The 19,797-nt window shown below is 73.5% G+C and carries 19 protein-coding genes and 1 pseudogene; 9 read left to right on the top strand and 11 right to left on the bottom strand.

Features of this window, described 5'->3' with window-relative positions:
* Window positions 1-84 precede the first annotated feature (84 nt).
* Complete coding sequence (locus O2W20_RS21315) at window positions 85-861, top strand: regulatory protein RecX (protein ID WP_269173630.1); 777 nt, start codon at window positions 85-87, stop codon at window positions 859-861.
* Between the two features lie 68 nt (window positions 862-929).
* On the opposite strand, the pseudogene O2W20_RS21310 reads toward O2W20_RS21315, so the two are convergent.
* The 6 genes and pseudogenes from O2W20_RS21310 to O2W20_RS21285 form a co-directional block, all read right to left on the bottom strand.
* Window positions 930-1,418 (bottom strand): annotated as a pseudogene (locus tag O2W20_RS21310) (formylglycine-generating enzyme family protein); the annotation flags it as partial.
* A gap of 298 nt (window positions 1,419-1,716) precedes the next feature.
* On the bottom strand, window positions 1,717-2,130 hold the full coding sequence (locus O2W20_RS21305; protein WP_269173629.1) for a hypothetical protein: 414 nt from the start codon (window positions 2,128-2,130) through the stop codon (window positions 1,717-1,719).
* Between the two features lie 260 nt (window positions 2,131-2,390).
* Window positions 2,391-3,272: an amino acid ABC transporter permease gene (locus tag O2W20_RS21300; RefSeq protein ID WP_269173628.1), complete on the bottom strand. Its 882-nt coding sequence runs from the start codon at window positions 3,270-3,272 to the stop codon at window positions 2,391-2,393.
* Complete coding sequence (locus O2W20_RS21295) at window positions 3,269-3,916, bottom strand: amino acid ABC transporter permease (RefSeq protein ID WP_269173627.1); 648 nt, start codon at window positions 3,914-3,916, stop codon at window positions 3,269-3,271. The genes O2W20_RS21300 and O2W20_RS21295 overlap by 4 nt, the downstream gene beginning before the upstream one ends.
* A gap of 84 nt (window positions 3,917-4,000) precedes the next feature.
* Entirely contained in the window at window positions 4,001-4,891 is an 891-nt protein-coding gene (locus O2W20_RS21290) for a glutamate ABC transporter substrate-binding protein (protein WP_269173626.1), read from the bottom strand.
* Window positions 4,892-4,920: 29 nt separating this feature from the next.
* A complete protein-coding gene (locus tag O2W20_RS21285; protein WP_269173625.1) occupies window positions 4,921-5,640 on the bottom strand; it encodes an amino acid ABC transporter ATP-binding protein in 720 nt (239 codons plus the stop codon).
* 222 nt (window positions 5,641-5,862) lie between these two features.
* Between O2W20_RS21285 and miaB the strand changes: the two genes are divergently transcribed.
* Window positions 5,863-7,326 carry a tRNA (N6-isopentenyl adenosine(37)-C2)-methylthiotransferase MiaB gene (gene miaB / locus O2W20_RS21280; RefSeq protein ID WP_442928954.1) on the top strand — a complete coding sequence of 488 codons (1,464 nt, stop codon included), beginning with the start codon at window positions 5,863-5,865 and terminating at the stop codon, window positions 7,324-7,326.
* 101 nt (window positions 7,327-7,427) lie between these two features.
* Here the strand turns inward: miaB and O2W20_RS21275 are convergent, their stop codons facing one another.
* Window positions 7,428-8,570, bottom strand: coding sequence for a glutathione-independent formaldehyde dehydrogenase (locus O2W20_RS21275; RefSeq protein WP_269173624.1), 1,143 nt, complete (start codon window positions 8,568-8,570; stop codon window positions 7,428-7,430).
* Between the two features lie 229 nt (window positions 8,571-8,799).
* On the bottom strand, window positions 8,800-10,575 hold the full coding sequence (locus O2W20_RS21270; protein WP_269173623.1) for a DUF349 domain-containing protein: 1,776 nt from the start codon (window positions 10,573-10,575) through the stop codon (window positions 8,800-8,802).
* Window positions 10,576-10,615: 40 nt separating this feature from the next.
* Between O2W20_RS21270 and O2W20_RS21265 the strand changes: the two genes are divergently transcribed.
* From O2W20_RS21265 to dapF, 3 genes are read left to right on the top strand one after another with little or no spacing between them, the layout of a single operon-like run.
* Window positions 10,616-11,308 (top strand): hypothetical protein, encoded by a 693-nt coding sequence (locus O2W20_RS21265; RefSeq protein WP_269173622.1) that lies wholly within the window; start codon window positions 10,616-10,618, stop codon window positions 11,306-11,308.
* Window positions 11,305-12,258 carry a tRNA (adenosine(37)-N6)-dimethylallyltransferase MiaA gene (gene miaA / locus O2W20_RS21260; protein WP_269173621.1) on the top strand — a complete coding sequence of 318 codons (954 nt, stop codon included), beginning with the start codon at window positions 11,305-11,307 and terminating at the stop codon, window positions 12,256-12,258. Before O2W20_RS21265 ends, miaA begins: the two co-directional genes overlap by 4 nt.
* Window positions 12,255-13,142, top strand: coding sequence for a diaminopimelate epimerase (gene dapF / locus O2W20_RS21255; RefSeq protein WP_269173620.1), 888 nt, complete (start codon window positions 12,255-12,257; stop codon window positions 13,140-13,142). Before miaA ends, dapF begins: the two co-directional genes overlap by 4 nt.
* Window positions 13,143-13,166: 24 nt before the next feature.
* Here dapF and O2W20_RS21250 read toward each other — a convergent pair whose 3' ends face one another.
* Together O2W20_RS21250 and O2W20_RS21245 are read right to left on the bottom strand one after the other, a co-directional pair.
* Complete coding sequence (locus tag O2W20_RS21250; RefSeq protein WP_036334088.1) at window positions 13,167-13,367, bottom strand: hypothetical protein; 201 nt, start codon at window positions 13,365-13,367, stop codon at window positions 13,167-13,169.
* A gap of 72 nt (window positions 13,368-13,439) precedes the next feature.
* The gene (locus O2W20_RS21245) at window positions 13,440-14,753 is read right to left on the bottom strand and encodes an MFS transporter (RefSeq protein ID WP_269173619.1); all 1,314 of its coding nucleotides are present in this window, start codon (window positions 14,751-14,753) and stop codon (window positions 13,440-13,442) included.
* A gap of 70 nt (window positions 14,754-14,823) precedes the next feature.
* On the opposite strand from O2W20_RS21245, the gene O2W20_RS21240 reads away from it, so the two are divergent.
* From O2W20_RS21240 to O2W20_RS21225, 4 genes are all read left to right on the top strand, one after another.
* On the top strand, window positions 14,824-15,393 hold the full coding sequence (locus O2W20_RS21240; RefSeq protein ID WP_269173618.1) for an ArsR/SmtB family transcription factor: 570 nt from the start codon (window positions 14,824-14,826) through the stop codon (window positions 15,391-15,393).
* Window positions 15,394-15,442: 49 nt separating this feature from the next.
* Entirely contained in the window at window positions 15,443-16,939 is a 1,497-nt protein-coding gene (gene hflX / locus O2W20_RS21235; protein ID WP_269173617.1) for a GTPase HflX, read from the top strand.
* Between the two features lie 101 nt (window positions 16,940-17,040).
* Window positions 17,041-17,769, top strand: coding sequence for a phosphatase PAP2 family protein (locus O2W20_RS21230; protein WP_269173616.1), 729 nt, complete (start codon window positions 17,041-17,043; stop codon window positions 17,767-17,769).
* Complete coding sequence (locus O2W20_RS21225; protein WP_269173615.1) at window positions 17,741-18,808, top strand: hypothetical protein; 1,068 nt, start codon at window positions 17,741-17,743, stop codon at window positions 18,806-18,808. Before O2W20_RS21230 ends, O2W20_RS21225 begins: the two co-directional genes overlap by 29 nt.
* Window positions 18,809-18,918: 110 nt before the next feature.
* Here the strand turns inward: O2W20_RS21225 and lexA are convergent, their stop codons facing one another.
* Window positions 18,919-19,740: a transcriptional repressor LexA gene (gene lexA, locus O2W20_RS21220; RefSeq protein WP_269173614.1), complete on the bottom strand. Its 822-nt coding sequence runs from the start codon at window positions 19,738-19,740 to the stop codon at window positions 18,919-18,921.
* Window positions 19,741-19,797 lie beyond the last annotated feature (57 nt).

The following is a 19,797-nucleotide window of genomic DNA, read 5'->3' as shown; positions in this document are numbered from 1 at the left end:
CGCCGCAAGCGTGGCGGTCGCAGCTCGGGTCCCCAGTGGAGCCGCACGTCGACGGACGCCGATGAGGCGGGCGAGCCGGCGGAGATGGAGGACCCCGAGGCGGTCGCCCGGGGCATCTGTCTGCGGGCGCTGACCGGCACCCCCAAGACCCGCAAGCAACTGGCCGACCTGCTGGCCAAGAAGGACGTGCCCGAGGAGGCCGCGGCCGCAGTGCTCGACCGCTTCACCGAGGTCGGGCTCATCGACGACGCCGCGTTCGCGGCCGCCTGGGTCTCCACCCGGCAGTCCGGTCGCGGCCTGGCCCGCCGAGCGCTGGCATCGGAACTGCGGGCCAAGGGGGTCGACGGCGAGGTCGCCGCGGCGGCCGTGGCCGAGGTCGACCCGCAGGACGAGTGGGACTCCGCCCGGCGGCTGGTCGAGCGCAAGCTGCCCTCGATGCGCCGGCTCGACCGGGTGACGGCGGAGCGGCGGCTGGTCGGCATGCTCGCCCGCAAGGGCTACGGCGGCGGGCTGGCCGGATACGTGGTCCGCGAGGCCCTCGACGGTCGGGACGAGCCCGACGGCGACTCCGCGGTCGGCACCGCGGAGTCGGGCGCGGAGGGCGGTTCGCCGGACGGGCCCGGGAGTGGCGAGGAGTTCGTCGAGCTGGACCCGCCTGGTGCTGCGCCCGTGGCGTGGTCGCGCGAACGGTCCGCGGCGCGAGCTGCGGCACGCGCCGGGCGCGCCGCAGCTGCAGCGGAGACGCCCGGCCTCGACCCCTCGGGCATCGAGGGCAGTGCCGAGGTGGGGGAGGGGCGTGCTCGCCCGATCGGTCGGCGCCAGCCGCCGCTCGGTGCCGTCCCGGTCGACGACCTGCCCTAGTCGGCACACGAGTCGGGACCGCCGGCGCATCGCCGGCGGTCCGGACCCGCCGGGCTCGGTGCCGCGGTTCACCGCCGACGGGCGACCCGGAAGCCGAGGTCGTCGATCCGCAGGGTCGGGTGGCTCTTGCGGCGGCAGGACGCCCGGCAGCCGCGGGGGTGGTCCTGCCACCCGCCCCCGCGGAAGACCCGGTACGGGCCGTAGACCTCGGGGTCGAACAGGTCCCAGCACCACTCCCAGACGTTGCCGATCATGTCGTGGAAGCCCCACGCGTTCGGTGCCCTGGTGGCGACGTCGTGCACCCGGCCACCGGAGTTCCCGCGGTACCAGGCGATCTCGTCGAGCTCGCCGGGGCGCACGTCGGAGTTCCCCGCGCGGCAGGCGTGCTCCCACTCCGCTTCGGTCGGCAGCCGGTAGCCCGACGCCGTGGCGTCCCAGTCGACGTCGAGCCCGTCGGGGTCGGTGCCGAGGAGGTAGCAGGGCTCCAGCTCGTTCCGCTTCGAGAGGGCGTTGCAGAACCGGACTGCCTGCAGCCAGGAGACCTCGGTGACCGGCGTCCGGGGTCCCCGCTGGGCTCAGCGGCACGCCACCGGTGATCGCCCGGTACAGCTCCCGGGTCACCGGCTCGGGGGCCAGCAGGAAGTCGGAGACCTCGACCGGCCAGGTGACCTTCGTGCCCTCGTCCCGCAGCACGATCACCCCGCCCGGTACCGGCAGCAGGTCATGCGGTGCGCCCACGGGGCAGTGGACCACGCGAACGTGCACCCGTGTCGCCCAGGACGTGGCGGTGCAGCGGGTGAGACCGGCCCGGCGCCGGTGGGCCGGCTCACCCGGGTGCGGGTGACGGTCAGGAGGTCAGCGGTCGAGCCAGGCGGTCACGTCGACGGCCACGCCACCCGCGGCCTCCTCGTCCGGCACCAGCCAGCGCCGGCTGCGCTCCTGGCCGGCACCCAGCCACAGCTGGATCGAGGTGTCGAACTGGGACATGGCGATCTCCTTCGGGCTGGCCGAGGAGCTCACCGGGCCGAGGAAGGTCACGTCGGACTCCTGGCCACCGGGGTAGAGCAGCACCACCCGGCAGCGCGAACGCCGGTGCCGGGCCGGCGGCACGGCCTCCCGGACGATGGCCGAGTGAGCACCGGCGGCGGCAGCGAACCCGGCTGCACTGGCCCGCAGCTTGCTCACGAAGATCTGGGTGGTGGTGGCCAGGTCGTCGTCCTCGTCGAGATCCAGGTGCATGTGGCGCGGAGCGGCGGCAGTCGAGGTCACACCCTCACTCTCGGCAGGGAGCGTCGCCTCCGTCACCGGCTGAAAGTGCCAAGTCCCGCCCCGGACTCCGGCAGTCGACCAGGCAGCCGAGGGCCCTGGGTCGGATGTGGCGACGCGGGCGGGTGGGGCCCGCACAGAGCCGGGAACCGAGGCGAGCGCGGGCCCGGTGCCGTGGGTGCCTCACGCGCTCGGCCCCGGCATCCAGGGGTGGATGCCGGGGCCGAGTGCGGACCACGCGGGTCCTCGTCGTGGTGCCTCGCTCAGGGGGCGCCGGCGCCGGCACCCATCTGGTCGGCCGGCTCAGCGGTCACTGCCTTGCGGCCGGCGCGGTTGGTACGGCGCTCGGTGTACCGCGCCAGCATGGAGAGCAGCACGTTGATCAGGATGTAGATCAGCCCGGCCGCCACGTAGAGCTGGAAGGTGTACCGGTCGCCGAAGAGGGAGTTGAAGTACTCGACGAGCCCGCGCGCCTGCCGGAGCAGCTCCAGGTAGCTGATGATGAAGCCCAGCGACGTGTCCTTCAGCAGCACCACGAGCTGGGCGACCAGCACGGGGAGCATCCGCCGGGTCGCCTGCGGCAACAGAATCAAGGTCATGACCTGCGACTTGCGCAGCCCCAGGCCGAAGCCCGCCTCACGCTGACCCTTGTCGATGGACAGGATGCCGGCCCGGAAGATCTCGGCCAGCACGGCCATGTTGTAGAGGACGAGGCCGCCGGTCAGCGCGGTGAACGTGCTCAGCCGCACGCCGTACTTCGGGAGGACGAAGTACAGCGCGAAGATCACGACCAGCAGCGGGATCGCACGGAAGAACTCGATGACCGCGGACACCGGGACGCGGACCCAGCGGTGGTCGGACAACCGCCCCACCGCCAGCAGCAGCCCCAGCAGCGTGGCGAGGACCATGGCGACCGCCGCGACCTGCAGGGTGCGCACCAGGGCGCGGCCCAGCGCCTGCGGGACCCCGCTGGCGGGGTCGAACAGGATCGCCCAGCGCTCTGGCTCCAGCTGGCCGTTCCCACCCAGCCGGAGCAGGACGAAGACGATGATGGCGAGGACGAGCACTGCACCGATCGCGCTGCCGACCCGGGCGCGGGCGCGGGCGCGGGGCCCCTGGACGTCGAAGAGCACTGGTGTGGTCATCGGAGGATCGCGACCCGTCGTTCGATGCGGTGCACGGCCAGCGCCGACGGCAGCGTGATGATCATGTAGCCCACCACGACCCCGACGAGGATGGCTGTCAGGTCACCGGCGCTGGCGTTGACCAACCGTGGGAGCAGGGAGCTCAGTTCGCTCACCGAGAAGCCGGCCGCGATCGAGGTGTTCTTCACCATCGCGATCAGCACGTTGCCCAACGGCGGGACGACGGTGCGGAACGCCTGGGGGAGGACCACCTCGCGCAGTGACTGACCGAAGGTCAGGCCCAGGGCGCGGGCCGCCTCGGCCTGGCCGGGCGAGACGGAGTTGATCCCCGAGCGCAGCGCCTCGCACACGAAAGCAGCGGTGTAGAGCCCGACCGAGAGCACCGCACCCGTGAAGAAGCCGATCACGAAGTCGATCTGCGGCAGCCCGAAGATCATGAAGAAGAAGACCACCGTGAGCGGGGTGTTGCGGAAGGTCTCCACGTAGAACGTGGCCAGCCCGCGCAGCGGAGCGATCGGGCTGACCCGCATCGCGGCCAGCAGGGTGCCGAGGACCAGGGCCACCAGGCAGGCGAGCAAGGACAGGCTCAGCGTCGTGAGGAAGGCGTCCCAGAACAGGTCGAAGTTGTCGATCAGGAACTGCACCACGCCTCCTCTCAGGGCGAGCGGCGGCGAGGTGCCGGCGAGCGGGGTCGACCCGCCGCCGGCGCCTCGCCGGGGTCAGCAGGGTCAGTAACGGTCGACCGAGGGCGGCTCGGGAGCGTCCGTGCCGGTGATGGCGCCGGCGGTGCGGTCCCAGGCCTCGGCCCACGAGCCGTCCTCGAAGGACGCCTCGAGGGTGTCGTTGATGAAGCTGCGGAACTCGTCGTCGCCCTTGGTGATGCCGATGCCGTAGGGCTCCTCGGTGAACGGGTTGCCCACCAGCTCGAACTCGTCGGGCGCGCCGGCGACCAGGCCGGTGAGGATGACGTTGTCGGTCGTGACCGCGTCGACCTGACCGTTGCGCAGCGCATCGGCGCACTTGGAGTAGACGTCGAAGAGCGTCAGCGTCGCCTCGGGGTAGTTCGTGCGGATCTCCTCCGCCGGCGTCGAGCCCTCGACCGAGCAGACGTTGAGCCCGGCGAGGTCGTCCGGGCCTTCGATGCCGAGCGGGTTGCCGGCGGCGACCATGATGTCCTGGCCGGCCTCGTAGTACGGGCCGGCGAAGTCGATGAGCTCCTTGCGCGAGTCGTTGATCGTGTAGGTGGCCACCACCATGTCGACGTCCTCGTTCTGGATGAACGACTCGCGGTTGGCCGAGACCGTCTCCACCCACTCGATGTCGTCGGTGGCGATGCCCAGCTCGGCGGCGATCAGCTCGGCCATCTCGACGTCGAAGCCCTCGGGGACGCCGTCGGGCCCGGCCAGGCCGAACCCGGGCTGGTCGAACTTCGTGCCGACGGTGATCGTCCCGGACTCCGCGAGCTCGGCCATCGTCGTGCCCTCGTCGAAGGAGACGTCGTCGGCGACCTCGGCGCCGCCACCGGCGGCGTCCTCGGTGGTCTCGCCGGCGTCGCTGGAACAGCCGGCCAGGACGACGCCGGTGGCCGCGATGGCGGCGGCGTAGCGGGTGATGCGCATGGAGGGTCCTCTCGTGGATGTGCGGGTGGTCAGTGGTTCAAGATCTTGGAGAGGAAGTCCTTGGCCCGGTCGGAGCTCGGGTTGGTGAAGAACTCCTCGGGGGTGGCGGACTCGACGATGCGGCCGCCGTCCATGAACACGACGCGGTTGGCCGCCTTGCGGGCGAAGCCCATCTCGTGGGTGACCACGACCATCGTCATGCCGTCCCGGGCCAGGCCGACCATCACCTCGAGGACCTCGTTGATCATCTCCGGGTCGAGCGCCGAGGTGGGCTCGTCGAAGAGCATCACCTTCGGGTCCATGGCCAGCGCGCGGGCGATCGCCACGCGCTGCTGCTGGCCACCGGAGAGCTGGGCGGGCACCTTGTCGGCCTGGGCCCCGACGCCGACCCGGTCCAGCAGCTCGCGGGCCCGCTTCTCGGCGTCGGCCTTGGACTGCTTGCGGACCTTGATCGGGCCCATCGTGACGTTCTCCAGCACCGACTTGTGCGCGAAGAGGTTGAAGCTCTGGAACACCATGCCCACGTCGGCGCGCAGCTTGGCCAGCTCCTTGCCCTCGGCGGGCAGCTTCTGCCCGTCGATGGTGATCTCGCCGTTCTCGATCGACTCGAGACGGTTGATCGTGCGGCACAGCGTCGACTTGCCCGAGCCGGACGGCCCGATGACGACGACCACCTCGCCGCGATCGATCGACAGGTCGATGTCCTGCAGGACGTGCAGTTCGCCGAACCACTTGTCGACGCCGGACATGCGGACGAGAGGCTCTCCGGTCGGACGTTCGGTCACAGCGGGTGACCCTAGGTGCCTCCCGCCCCAGTGACGTCGCGAAGGCATCACGAAGCTGTAACGAAGCTGCGAATGGGCCCCGAGTTCACCCGGAGGGGGTCGTACCGGTCACCTTCCGGAGTTGGACGAGCGCAGGACCTGGCTGCGGGCGCCGGGTGCTGCGTGCACCTCCGTACGATGCGGGTGGTGAACGGCAAGACCTACCTCGTGCGCACCTACGGCTGTCAGATGAACGTGCACGACTCCGAGCGGCTCTCCGGGCTGCTCGAGTCGGCCGGGTACTCGGCAGCTCCCGAGGGCACCGACGCCGACGTCGTCGTGCTCAACACCTGCGCCGTCCGGGAGAACGCCGACAACCGGCTCTACGGCAACCTGGGTCACCTGCGCCCGGTCAAGGACGCCCACCCCGGCATGCAGATCGCCGTCGGTGGCTGCCTGGCGCAGAAGGACCGCGGTGAGATCGTCAAGCGCGCGCCCTGGGTCGACGTCGTCTTCGGCACCCACAACGTCGGGTCGCTGCCGGTGCTGCTGGAGCGGGCCCGGCACAACGCCGAGGCCCAGGTGGAGATCGTCGAGTCGCTGGAGGTCTTCCCCTCCACGCTGCCGGCCAAGCGGGACTCCGCGTACTCCGGCTGGGTGTCGATCAGCGTCGGGTGCAACAACACCTGCACGTTCTGCATCGTCCCGGCGCTGCGCGGCAAGGAGAAGGACCGCCGTCCCGGCGAGATCCTGGCCGAGGTGCAGGCGCTGGTCGACCAGGGCGTGCTCGAGGTGACCCTGCTCGGGCAGAACGTGAACGCCTACGGCGTGGAGTTCCGCGAGCGGGGCGCCTTCGCCGACCTGCTGCGCGCCGCCGGGCGGATCGAGGGGCTGGAGCGCATCCGCTTCACCAGCCCGCACCCCCGGGAGTTCACCGACGACGTGATCACGGCGATGGCGGAGACCTCTGCGGTCTGCCACCAGCTGCACATGCCGCTGCAGAGCGGGTCGGACGACGTGCTGCGCCGGATGCGCCGCGGCTACCGGCAGGACCGCTACCTCGGGATCATCGACCGGGTGCGGGCCGCGATGCCCGACGCCGCGATCACCACCGACATCATCGTCGGCTTCCCGGGCGAGACCGAGGCGGACTTCCAGCAGACCCTCGACGTCGTCCGGCAGGCCCGCTTCGCCAGCGCCTTCACCTTCCAGTACTCCAAGCGCCCGGGCACCCCGGCCGCGGAGATGGACGGGCAGCTGCCCAAGGACGTCGTCCAGGAGCGCTACCTGCGGCTGACCGCGCTGCAGGAGGAGATCAGCTGGGCCGAGAACCGGGCGCTCGTCGGCCGGCCGGTCGAGCTGCTGGTCGCCGCGGGGGAGGGCAGCAAGGACGCCGCCCGCGGCCGGCTCTCCGGCCGGGCCCGCGACGGCCGGTTGGTGCACTTCACCGCCGCCGACGGCATCCGGGCCGGGGACGTCGTGGAGACCGTCGTGACCGCCGCGAAGCCGCACTTCCTGGTCGCCGACGGCGCGCTGCTGTCGCACCGACGGACCCGCGCCGGCGATGCGGTCGAGGCGGGCACCCGGCCGACGACGCCGGGCGTGCTGCTCGGCATGCCGCGCATCGGCACGCCGGCTCCCCTCCCGGCCGCGACGCCCGCCTGCGGCTGACCGCGTCGCCGTCCCCACGAGGCAAAGGAAGCTCTGCACCCGGTAACGCGCGGAAAACCGGGTGCAGAGCTTCCTGTGCCTGGGTGAGCGAGGTGGGGCCGTCAGGCGCCGGGCTTGAGCAGCACCTTGGTCCAGCCCTGGTCCCGGTCGTCGAAGCGCTGGTAGCCCTCGACGGCCTGGTCCAGGCCCAGTTCGTGGCTGGTGATCAGGCCCGGGTTGGCCTTGCCGTCGATGATCAGGTCCCGCAGCTGCCGGTTGTAGCGCTTGACCGGCGCCTGCCCGGTGCCCATCGACTGGCCCTTGGTGAAGAAGGTGCCGAACTGCCAGGGGATCCGGCCCTCCTTGGCCAGGTCGCTGGTCGCGCCCGGGTCCTGCGGCATGTAGACACCGACGACACCGATCCCGCCGGTGGACCGGACCACCTGGACGAGGTTGTCCAGCACGAGCTCCGGGTGCTCCTCACCGTCGGAGTCGTGCGCCTGGTAGCCGACGGCCTCGACGCCGCGGTCGACACCGCGCCCGCCGGTGGCCTCCAGCAGCTGCTCCACCGGGTCACCGGCGCTGAAGTCGACCGGGGTGGCGCCGTACTTCTCGGCCAGGGCCAGGCGGTCGGTCTCCTTGTCCACGACGAAGACCTCGGAGGCGCCGCGGATCATCGCGCTGTGCGCGGCCATCAGCCCCACCGGGCCACCGCCGAACACCGCCACCCGGTCGCCGACCTGGAAGCCGGACAGCTCCACCCCGTGCCAGCCGGTCGGGAAGATGTCCGAGAGCATCGTGAAGTCGTTCTCGTGCTCGGTGCCCTCGGGCAGGTGCAGGAGGTTGAAGTCCGCCCACGGCACGCGCAGGTACTCGGCCTGTCCGCCGTCGTAGGGGCCCATGTTGGCGTAGCCGTAGGCCGCGCCGTCCATCCCCTCGGTGGGGTTGGCGCGCAGGCAGAACGACGTCCAGCCGTCGGTGCAGTTGCGGCAGGTGCCGCAGGCGATGTTGAACGGCACCGACACCCGGTCGCCGACCTTGATCCGGTCGACGCCGTCGCCGACGGCCTCGACGACGCCCATGTTCTCGTGCCCGAGGACCTTGCCCTCCTCCACGGAGGTGCGGCCCTCGTACATGTGCAGGTCCGACCCGCAGATGTTGGTGGTGGTGATCCGGATGACCGCGTCGGTGGGCGCCTGGATCGTGGCGTCCGGCACCTCCTCGACGGCGACGTTCTTGGGGCCTCGGTAGACGATGGCCTTCATGGTGGTGCTCCTTCCCTGAGGACGGCGATCAGCGGGAGCTGAACGCCTGGGTGAGGTGTGCGGCGGCGTCGGCGTCTGCGACTCACACATGCAGCGCGGCGCATCCTGTTGTCCACGACCTACCCGTCGTCCCCGGAGCTACACGACCGTTCCGGAATGCACCGAGGGCCCGTCCGGTGAACGGACGGGCCCTCGGTGTTCGTGCCGGGGCGGACCCGGCGGCGGTGCGTCAGCGGCGGGAGGAGGCCTTCTCCGCCTCGGCCAGCCACTCCCGGCGGGTGGCCAGGGCGGCCTCGGCCTCGCTGATTCGCTTCGCGTTGCCCGCGGCCTGCGCCTTGGCCAGCTGGTCCTCGGCCTTGGTCACCGCCGCCCGCATCGAGGTCAGCAGCGGGTTCTCCGGCTGGACCCGGGGGCGGGAGGACTCGCTCGCGCCGCGGAACTTCTCCTCGACGGTGCGCATCCGGTCCTCGAGGTCGCGCATGGCGCCGCGGGGCACGTGCCCGATGGCGTCGTAGCGCTCCTGGATCTTGCGCAGCGCGTTCTGGTTGCCCTTGTTGGCCGGGTCGAGCTTCTCCGCCTCGGCCAGCAGCTCCTCCTTGGCCTTCTGGTTGGCCAGCTCGTCGCTGCTGCGCGCCTGGTCGTTGGCGGTGCGGGCGGCGAAGAACACGTCCTGGGCGGCGCGGAACTTCTTCCACAGGTCATCGTCGGTGTCCCGGCCGACCCGCGGCACGGCCTTCCAGCGGTCCATCAGCCCGCGCATCGCCGCGCTGGTGGGGCCCCACTCGGTGGAGGTGGACAGTCGCTCGGCCTCGGCGATCAGCTCGCTCTTGGCCGCCCGCGACTCACCCCGCTGCTTGTCCAGCTCGGCGAAGTGCGCGCCACGACGGCGGCCGAAGGCGTCCCGCGCGGCCGCGAAGCGCTGCCACAGCGCCTCGTCGGTCTTGCGGTCGATGCCCTTGATCGTCTTCCACTCCTCGACGATCGACTTCAGCCGGTCACCGGCGGCCTTCCACTGCGTGGAGTCCGCGGCGATCTGCTCGGCCTCGGCGGCGAGTGCTTCCTTGCGCTGGACCTGCACGGCGCGCTGCGCCGCCTTCTCGGCCCGGTTCGCCGCGACGGCGGTGTCGGCCATGCTGACCATCGCTCGGGCGCGGGCGGACAGGCTGTCCAGGTCGCCGACCGCCTGGGCCAGGGGGATGGAGTCGGCGAGCTCCTGGGCCTTGGTGCGGATCTCGCCCGGGTTGCCGGTGTGGGCGGCCAGCCGCGCCTCGAGCAGGGTGACCTCGGTGGCCAGGTCGTCGAAGCGGCGGCCGTAGTGGGCCAGCCCCTCCGCCGGGGCGCCGGCCTGCCAGGAGCCGACCGAGCGCTCCCCGGTGGCGGTGCGCACGTAGACCGTGCCCTCCTCGTCGACCCGGCCCCAGGCAGACGGGTCGGAGACGGGCATGGCCGGGACGACGCTGGGCACGTCGGCGGGCGCGTGGCCGCTGGACGGGCCGGCGGGCGCCGGCCGGGGCGCCGCGGCGGGGGTGCCGCTGTCGCTGGTGGGGTCGGCGACCGCTGCGTCGGCGGGGTCGGCGGCGGCGGGGGTGCCTGCCTCGGGGGTGACGGCCACGGAGGCGGTGTCACCACCCGCCGGAGTCGGGGACTCTGCGGCCGGGGGAGTGGCGGCCGGGGGAGTGGCGGACGGGGGCTCGGCGGCCAGGGGCTCGGCGGCCGGGGACACAGCGGACGGGGGCTCGGCGGCCGGGGACACAGCGGACGGGGACTCCGCGGCCAGGGGCTCGGCGGCCGGGGGCTCGGCCGGCGGGGGCACAGCGGCCCCCGGGTCGTCGACGACGGGGCTGCTCTCGGCGGGCTGGGCGACCTCCGGGGCAGCGGCGTCCGGGGTCGCGGTCAGTGCCCCCTCGTCGACCGGCGTCGCCTCGACGACCGCTCCCTCAGGGCGCTCCTCGGGGGTCGCGGTGGCCTGCTGGGTCCGGTCTCCGGTGTTCTCCGTGCTCGACACGTGAGCAGTCTCCCACGATGCATCCGCGACACTCCCTGGCGTGAGACCTCCCCCTCCGGTGACGGTGGCGTTCTGCCCGCAGTCACCCCTCGTGCTGCCCGCGGTCGCCGGTGCGCCGAGCCCCGCCCTGTCCGAGCTGCGCACCGCCGTCTCCGCCGCCGTGCAGACCGTGCTGGCGGACCGGCCGGAGGTGGTGGTGGTCGTGGGCGAGGGTGCCGACGGGCTCCGGTTCGGCCCCGGGGACGGCGGTGACCTGCGCGGGTTCGGCGTCGACCTGGAGGTCCCGTTCGCCGGCCGGGTCCGTCCCGGCGGCCACCGGGTCCCGCTGCCGCACCTGGTGGCCGCCTGGCTGCTGGACCAGGCCGGGGACACCGGCGGCCGGCTCGGGGTGGGGCCGGCCGACCTCGCGGCGACGTTGGCGGACCTCCCCGGACCGGTGGGGGTGCTCGCGATGGGGGACGGGTCGGCTCGGCGCACCGAGAAGGCGCCCGGCGCGCTCGACCCCGCGGCCGGCCCGTTCGACGCCGAGGTCGCCGCTGCCCTCAGGGCCGGCGACCCCGACGCGCTGGCCGCCCTGGACCCCGCCGCGGGCCGGCGACTGCTCGCCGCCGGGGTGCCGGTGTGGCGGGCGGTCGGTGCCGCGCTGGGCGGGCGTGCCGTCGCCGCCGAGCTGCACCACGACGACGCCCCGTTCGGCGTCGGCTACCTCGTCGCCACCTGGTGCTCCCGGTGACCGCTGCCGCGGAGAACCGTCTGCCACCGGTGATCGCCGTCGTCGGGCCGACCGCCACCGGGAAGACGGCGCTGGCGGTCGCGCTGGCGCACCGGCTGGCCCGCTCCGGTGCCGGGGGAGAGGTGGTCAACGCCGACTCCATGCAGCTCTACCGCGGGATGGACATCGGCACCGCCAAGCCCACCGAGGCCGAGCGCGACGGCGTGCCGCACCACCTGCTGGACCTGTGGCACGTGCGCGAGCCGGCCTCGGTGGCCGAGTACCGCCAGCGCGCCCGGGCCGAGGTCGACCGGCTCCGCGCCGCGGGCGTCGTCCCGCTGCTGGTCGGCGGCTCCGGGCTGTACGTGCGTGCGGTGCTGGACGAGCTGGACTTCCCGGGCACCGATCCGGTGGTGCGGGCCCGGCTGACCGGCGAGCTGGCGGACGAGGGCGCCACGGCGATGCACGACCGGCTGGCGGCGCTCGACCCGGCCGCCGCGACGGCGATCGCACCGACCAACAGCCGACGGGTGGTGCGGGCGCTGGAGGTGATCGAGGTGACCGGTCAGCCGTTCACCGCGACGCTGCCCGCCCCGCGCCCGCACTACCCGGCGGTCACGGTCGGGCTGGACCGTCCGGCCGAGGAGCTGGACGACCGGGTGGCCCGCCGGGTCGACGCGATGTGGGCCGCCGGCTTCGTCGACGAGGTCGCCGCGCTCGCCGGCGACGGACTGCGCGAGGGGCCGACGGCCTCCCGCGCCCTGGGGTACGCGCAGGTGCTCCAGCAGTTCGACGGGGTGCTGACGGCGTCGGAGGCCCGGGAGCGGACGGTGACCACCACCCGCCGGTTCGTCCGCCGGCAGCGGTCCTGGTTCCGCCGCGACGCCGGCACGGTGTGGTTCGACGCCGCCCGGCCGGACCTGCTCGACGCCGTCCTCGCCCTGGTCGCCGACCGTACGATCGACCGGTGATCGACAGCTCCGGCCCACGGGTCCTCCTCGGCCACGGCACCGAGAACGACTTCGTCGTCCTGCCCGACCCCGACGGGGACGTGTGGCCGGAGGCGCGGCTGGACCCCGAGCTGGTGCGCCGGCTCTGCGACCGCCGGGCGGGCCTGGGCGGGGACGGCGTGCTGCGGGTGGTCCGCAGCCGGCACGTGCCCGACGCCCCCGGTGTCCTCGGTGCCGCGCTGGCCGACTGCGAGTGGTTCATGGACCACCGCAACGCCGACGGCTCGTACGCGGAGATGTGCGGCAACGGCATCCGGCTGTTCCTGCACGTGCTGCTGGCCGAGGGGCTGCTGGAACGGGCGGTGGCCGAGGACGGTGTCCTGGTCGGCACCCGGGGCGGGCCGCGCCGGGTGGGCGCCCGGCCCGACGGCGGCTACTGGGTCGACATGGGCCCGGCCGTGTCACTGGGCCGCAGTGAGGCGGAGGTCGCGGGGACGCTGTACCCGGGGCTCGGGGTGTCGATGGGCAACCCGCACCTGGTCTGCCTGACCGACGTCGAGGTCGACACCCTGGACCTGTCGGTGCTGCCCGGGGTCGACGACGCGATGTTCCCCGAGGGAGTCAACGTCGAGCTGGTGAACGTGCTCCCGTCCGAGGGCACCTGCGCGCACGTGCGGCTCCGGGTGCACGAGCGCGGCGTGGGGGAGACCCGCTCCTGTGGCACCGGCGCCTGCGCTGCGGCGTTCGCCGCGCTGGCGGCCGGCGGACGCGACACCGGGACGGTCCTCGTCGACGTGCCGGGCGGCCGGCTGTCGGTGCAGTTCGACGGGACGACGACGGTGCTCTCCGGCCCGGCCGTCGTCGTCGCCACCGGGACCCTCAGCCGGGAGTGGCTCGCCGGCTGAGGGTCCTGGCTGCGCTGACGCAGGTCAGGGACGGTCGGGCTCGTCCGCCCGCGTCTCCGGGTCGTCGGTGGGCGCCTCGGGCTTGTCGCCGGGCCCCACGTTCCCGGTGCCGCGTGGTTCGCCGCGGCCGGTGTCCTGGTCCGCGCCACCGAAGACGTTGCGCGGCGGGTCGAGGCCGGCGGGGTCGCGGCCGGGGTCGTCGAGCTCCTCGTCAGGGCTGGTCATCGTCGTCCTCTCGAGCGGTGGACCGTGCCCCGCCGCCCTACCCGGCACCCGGCCGGCCAACCCGTCGGCTGCTCAGCCGGACCGCTCGGGATCGTTGCCGGCGGTCGGCGCCCGCGCCTCGGGGACGGTCGTCACCTCGCCGGCCGGGGTGTCCGGCCTGTCGGGCAGGTCGCGCATCCGCAGCAGGGGGCTCGCCACCACCCAGCCGGCCGCGAGCAGCTGACCGGCCGCGGCGATCCACAGCGTCGGAAGCACGCCGAGCCAGGTGCCCAGGACGCCGCCGAGCAGCCCGCCCAGCGGCATGGTGCCGAAGACCAGGAAGCGCACCGAGGCGTTCATCCGGCCCAGCAGCGCGGGCGGGCACAGCCGCTGCCGGAAGCTGACCTGGGTGATGTTGTAGACCACCACCGCCCAGCTGAAGCCGAACTGGCCGAGGGGCAGGAGCACCAGCGGGGCGCCGGTGGCGGCCAGTGGCGTGAGGGCGGTGAACGGCACCATCACCATGATCGCCAGCGGGATCGCCCGGCCCTCGCCGACGGTGCGGGCGAAGCGTGCGGCCGTCGCCGCGCCGACCAGGCCGCCCACCGCGCCGGCGGAGAAGACCAGGCCCAGCACGCTCTCGGACAGCTCCAGCCGGCGCAGCGCGTAGAGCACCAGCAGGGTCGTGGTGATCGTGGAGAACAGGTTCGACGTGCCGGTGCAGGCGACGATCCGGCGGAGCAGCGGCTGGCGGACGACGAAGGACAGGCCCTCGGCGATCTCGGTGCGCAGCGGCCGCCGGCCGGCCCGGTCGGGAACGGTGTCCGGACGCTGGATGCGGCCGACGAAGAACGCGGAGAGCAGGAAGGACACCGCGTCCAGGGCGATGACCAGAGGCGCGCTGAGCACCCGGAGCAGCACGCCGGCGATGGCCGGTCCGGCCACGTGGGCGACGGCCCGGCTGGCCTCCAGCTTGCCGTTGCCGTCGACCAGTTGGTCCCGGTCGACCAGTTGCGGCAGGTAGCTCTGGTAGGCGACGTCGAAGAAGACGGTCGCCGTGCCGGTCGCCGCCGCGACGACGAACAGCTGCCCGAGGGTGAGGACGTCGAGGAGGTACGCGATCGGCAGGGTCCCCAGCAGCGCAGCTCGCACCAGGTCGGCGGTGACCAGCACCCGACGGCGCCGCCAGCGGTCGACCCAGGCGCCGGCCGGGAGCCCGATGAGCAGGAAGGCTGCGGTCTCCAGGGCCGTCAGCACGCCCATCTCCAGCGGCGTTGCGTCCAGCAGCGAGACCGCCAGCACCGGCAGGGCCAGCAGGGTGACCTGGGTGCCGACCTGGCTGACCGTCTCGGCGGCCCACAGCTGACGGAAGTCGCGGTGCCGCAGCAGGCTCCGGTCGCGGGTCACCGGCGCAGCCTCCCGTCACTGGTTGAGGGATGTCAATCACTGTGTCGGGCCGAGGACCTACGCTGCCGGGATGGACGAGGCGGAGGCCGGCGCCGGAGGGCGCCGGATCGTCGGGGAACGCCGTCCGGCCACCGACGCCGAGGCGCGCGCCTTGGCCTCCGCCGTCCGGCTGCGGATCCTGCGGCTGTGCCTGGACGAGGCGCTGACGAACAAGGAGATCGCCGCCCGGCTGGGCCGCAACCCCGCCACCGTGCTGCACCACGTCCGGACCCTGGTCGACACCGGCTTCCTCGCCGCCGAGGAGGCGCGGCGTGGCGCGCGCGGCGCCCGGGAGGTGCCGTACCGGGCGACCGGGAAGAGCTGGCTGATGGACGGCGCCGGCGCCTCGGGGGCCGCCCGGGATGCCGCGCTCGCCGCGTTCCTGGAAGAGGTCGCCGCCGTGGGGGAGGGCCGGCTGGAGAGCACCCGGCTGGGCCTGCGGCTGGGTGCCGCGGACCTGGCAGAGTTCCGAGACCGGCTGCACCGGCTGCTGGACGAGTACGCCACCCGGCCGGCGGAGCCCGGTGCCGAGCGCTGGTCGCTGTACCTCGGGATGCATCCGGAGGCCCGAGGTGTTGTACCGGGCGATGACAACAGGTGATGTGACAAGTCGGTCGCCCCAGGACCAGGGGCATGCCACGCTGGAGACGATGACGACAGCCCAGAACCGCGCGATCCTCGACGAGGCAGAAGCCCGTGTCGACAAGGCGCGCGCCAGCATGCCCGACACCAAGCCGGCACCGGCCGGTCAGTGGGACGCCGCTGACGACACCACCGGCTCCTACGTCAAGGAGGAGCGCGGCGCACTCCGCCGGGTCGCGGGGCTCGGCACCGAGCTCACCGACGTCACCGAGGTCGAGTACCGCCAGCTCCGCCTGGAGCGGGTCGTCCTGGTCGGCGTCTGGACCGAGGGGACGGCGGCCGACGCGCAGCGTTCGCTGACCGAGCTCGCCGCGCTCGCCGAGACCGCCGGTTCCCAGGTGCTCGACGCGCTGATGCAGCGCCGGGACAAGCCGGACCCGGCCACATACGTCGGCTCCGGCAAGGCCGCCGAGCTGCGCGAGGTCGTCGCCGCCACCGGCGCGGACACTGTGATCTGCGACGGGGAGCTGGCCCCCGGCCAGCTCAACCAGCTGGAGAAGGTGCTCAAGGTCAAGGTGGTCGACCGGACCGCCCTGATCCTGGACATCTTCGCCCAGCACGCCACCAGCCGGGAGGGCAAGGCCCAGGTCGAGCTGGCCCAGATGCAGTACATGCTGCCCCGACTGCGCGGCTGGGGTGAGTCGCTGAGCCGGCAGGCCGGTGGCCGCGTCGCCGGTGGTGGCGGCATCGGCACCCGCGGCCCGGGTGAGACCAAGATCGAGACCGACCGGCGGCGGATCCGGTCCCGGGTGAGCAAGCTGCGCAAGGAGATCGCCGGGATGGCGACCGCCCGGACGACGCAGCGGAACTCCCGAGACCGCAACGCGACGCCGAGCGTGGCGATCGCCGGCTACACCAACGCAGGCAAGTCCAGCCTGCTCAACCAGCTCACCGGGGCCGGCGTGCTCGTGCAGGACGCGCTGTTCGCCACCCTGGACCCGACGGTCCGCCGCGCGCAGACGCCCGAGGGGCGCGAGTACACGATGACCGACACGGTCGGGTTCGTGCGTCACCTGCCGCACCAGCTGGTGGACGCGTTCCGCTCCACGCTGGAGGAGGTGGCCGACGCCGACCTGCTCGTCCACGTCGTCGACGGCTCCGACTCCGACCCGCTGGGCCAGATCGACGCGGTGCACACGGTGCTCAACGAGATCGACGCGTCCGCCGTCCCGGAGCTGATCGTGGTCAACAAGGTCGACGCCATGACCGAGGAGGACATGCTGGCGCTGCGCCAGGCGCTCCCCGGGGCGATGTGGGTGTCGGCCCGGACCGGTGAGGGCATCGAGGCGCTCCGCGACGTGATCGCCCAGCGGCTCCCGCACCCGCACATCGACGTCAAGGTCCTCGTGCCCTACGACCGGGGCGACCTGGTCGCCCGGGTGCACCGGGACGGCGAGGTCGTCGAGGAGGCGCACGAGGCGACCGGGACCCGGTTGACCGCGCGTGTCGACGCCGGCCTGGCCGCCCAGCTCGACGGCTTCACCGCACCTGCCGCCGAGGTCTGACCGAGGCCCCGCCGCTCCCCGACGCGTGGACGTGCGCGTCAGACCCGTGAGCAGGCTCGTCGGATCACGAGCAGGTCACGGCGCCCCGGTACCGTGAGGCGGTGACCAGGGGAGCGGTGGACCGGCCGGCGGCCACCGGTGGCCGACCGGCTGCGCCGGTCATCGGGGTGGGCCGGCCGCCGTGGTGGCTGCTCGTCCTCGCCGCCCTCGTCACCGTCGGGGTGACCGTCAACCTGCTCGGCCGCGGGTGGCTGGAGCGGATGGACCTGCGGGTCTCCGAGGTGACCAGCGTCTGGGCGCTCCGGGACTCCTGGGCCTATTGGCCGATCTGGGTCGTCACCCAGATCGGCGGCCGGGTGACGATCCTCGTCGTCCTGGCCGGCCTGGTCGGCTGGTTGGCCGTGCGGCAGCGGACGCTGGTGCCCCTGGTCCGGGTGGTCGTCGCGCTCGCCCTGCTCACCACCGTGGTCTACGCGTTCAAGTGGGGCACCGGTCGCACGGCCCCGGCGTTCCCCGGGTCGTTCTTCCACCTGGACGGTGCCAGCTACCCCTCGGGGCACGTGGCGAACGCCGTCCTGATGTGGGGGGTGGCCCGGTGGCAGGCCGTGGAGTTCGGCCTGCCACCGGCAGTGCAGCGGGCCACCTGGGTGCTCAGCGTGCTGGGGCCGGTGGCAACAGGTGTGGCCATGGTGGCGCTGGACTTCCACTGGGTCACCGATGCCGTGGTCGGGCTGTCGGTCGGGATCCTGCTGTTGGGCGTGGTTCACGGACTCGACGCTGTCGGGCTGTCACGCTGGGTTCGTGCCAGAGCCGGCCGATCGCAGGCGTAGCCGCGCCACCCGCCGCAGGGCGGCCGGTGCCGTCCTCGGCGCGCCCCTCGGCCTGCTGGTCGCGTTGGTCTCCGCCGGGTCGGCGGCCGCCGACGACGCTGTCGCCCCCTTCGGCGAGCCGGTCACCCGGTGCGAGATCACCGACCCGCGGCTCCCTGAGCTCTCCGGCCTGGCCAGCGCCGGCGAGGCGATGCTCGCGATGAACGACGGCGGCGACCGCGCCGAGGTGCTCGTGCTCGACGGGGCCTGCACGGTGGGTGAGGTGCGCACCGCGGAGGTCGACCCCTACGACCCCGAGGACCTCGCCCTCGCCGCGGACGGCACCATCTGGTTGGCCGACATCGGGGACAACGCGCAGAGCCGCGAGACGGTCGCGCTGATCGGCCTTCGCCCCGACGGGACCACCCTGCTGAGCAGGTTGACCTATCCCGACGGCCCGCGCGACGCGGAGGCGCTGCTGCTCGCGCCCGACGGCACCCCGTACCTGGTGACCAAGGAGGTGCTCGGCGCCAGCTCCGTGTACCGGCCCGATGCGCCCCTCGCCGACGGGGCCACCGTGCCGATGAGCAAGGTGGCGGGGCTCGGGTTCACGTTGACCGGCACGCCGGGCGGTCCCGTGGGCCGGGCCGGCCAGTTGCTGGTCACCGGTGGCGCGGTGTCCGCCGACGGCTCACGGATCGCCCTGCGCACCTACACCGACGCCTACATCTGGCCGTTGAGCGGTTCGGACGTCGCCGGGGCGTTGGCCGGCCCCCCGGTGCGCGTTCCACTCCCGGAAGCCCCCCAGGGGGAGGCCATCGCCTTCGCGGCCAACGACCGGGACCTGCTCGTCGCCGGGGAAGGGCTGCCCGGGGCGGTGACCCTGGTGCCGGCCGCCGGTGACCTGGCGGCGCCGCCACCGGCGGCGGCCACCGAGGCCGCTGCCGGGTCGCTGGCCACCGCCGGTGGGGTCGCCCCGCTCACCGCCGGCGTCATCGCCGCAGTCGTGGCCACCGTGCTGGTGTGGATCGGCGGCAAGATCCGGCGGCACCCGGCCTGATCAGCGTCTGGCTCGCACACCCCACCGGAACGGATGACGACTCGGGCTGATGACGAGCCGGGTGCGATGAGCGCCGGGTCGCACGGCGAACCCGGCGCGCCCGGCAGAGCTCAGACCCGGCGCAGCACCGTGACTACCCGGCCGAGGACCGTGGCGTCATCGCCCGGGATCGGCTCGTAGGCGGCGTTGTGCGGCAGCAGCCACACGTGCCCGTCGCGCCGCTTGTAGGTCTTCACCGTCGCCTCGCCGTCGATCATCGCGGCGACGATCTCGCCGTTCTCCGCGGTCGGCTGCTGCCGGACGACGACCCAGTCGCCGTCGCAGATCGCCGCATCGACCATCGAGTCACCCGCCACCTTCAGCATGAAGAGGGTGCCGTCGCCGACCAGTTCCCGGGGGAGCGGGAAGACGTCCTCGACGGCCTGCTCGGCCAGCACCGGACCACCGGCGGCGATCCGCCCGACGAGGGGCACGTACGTGGGTCGGGGAGCCGAGGCGTCGTCGACACCGCTGCTCGCTCCGGATCCGGCCAGTGCCGCGGCGGCCTCGTTCGTCGCCGTGGCGCTGCCGTCGCCGGGCAGGCGCACGTCGAGGGCTCGGGGCCGGTTGGGGTCACGGCGCAGCCACCCCTTGCGCTGCAGCACCGACAGCTGGTGGGCCACCGACGAGGCGGAGGAGAGGCCGACCGCCTCTCCGATCTCGCGCACCGAGGGCGGGTAGCCACGGCGCTCGATGGAGTCGCGGATGACCTCGAGCACCCGTCGCTGCCGCTGGGTCAGACCGTCGCCGTCCGCAGCTCGGTCGGGGAACTCCCGCACCGCGGCACCCGCCCCCGCGGCGGCCGTCGGTGCTGCGCCGTCGGCGGGTGCCGAGTCGGCGGCTCCACGCGAAGGGCTCTTGCCGCCGCGCACCTTCGGGCCGTCGACCGCCATGTGTCCTCCTCGTCCGGCTGCCTGGGCAGCAGTTCCCGGTGGCGCCCTGCCGTGCCG

It is taken from the genome of Modestobacter sp. VKM Ac-2982, from assembly GCF_026967935.1.
Classification (GTDB): Bacteria; Actinomycetota; Actinomycetes; order Mycobacteriales; family Geodermatophilaceae; genus Modestobacter.
Note: the sequence above shows the minus strand (reverse complement) of the source record. Positions and strands in the feature narration are given on the sequence as shown.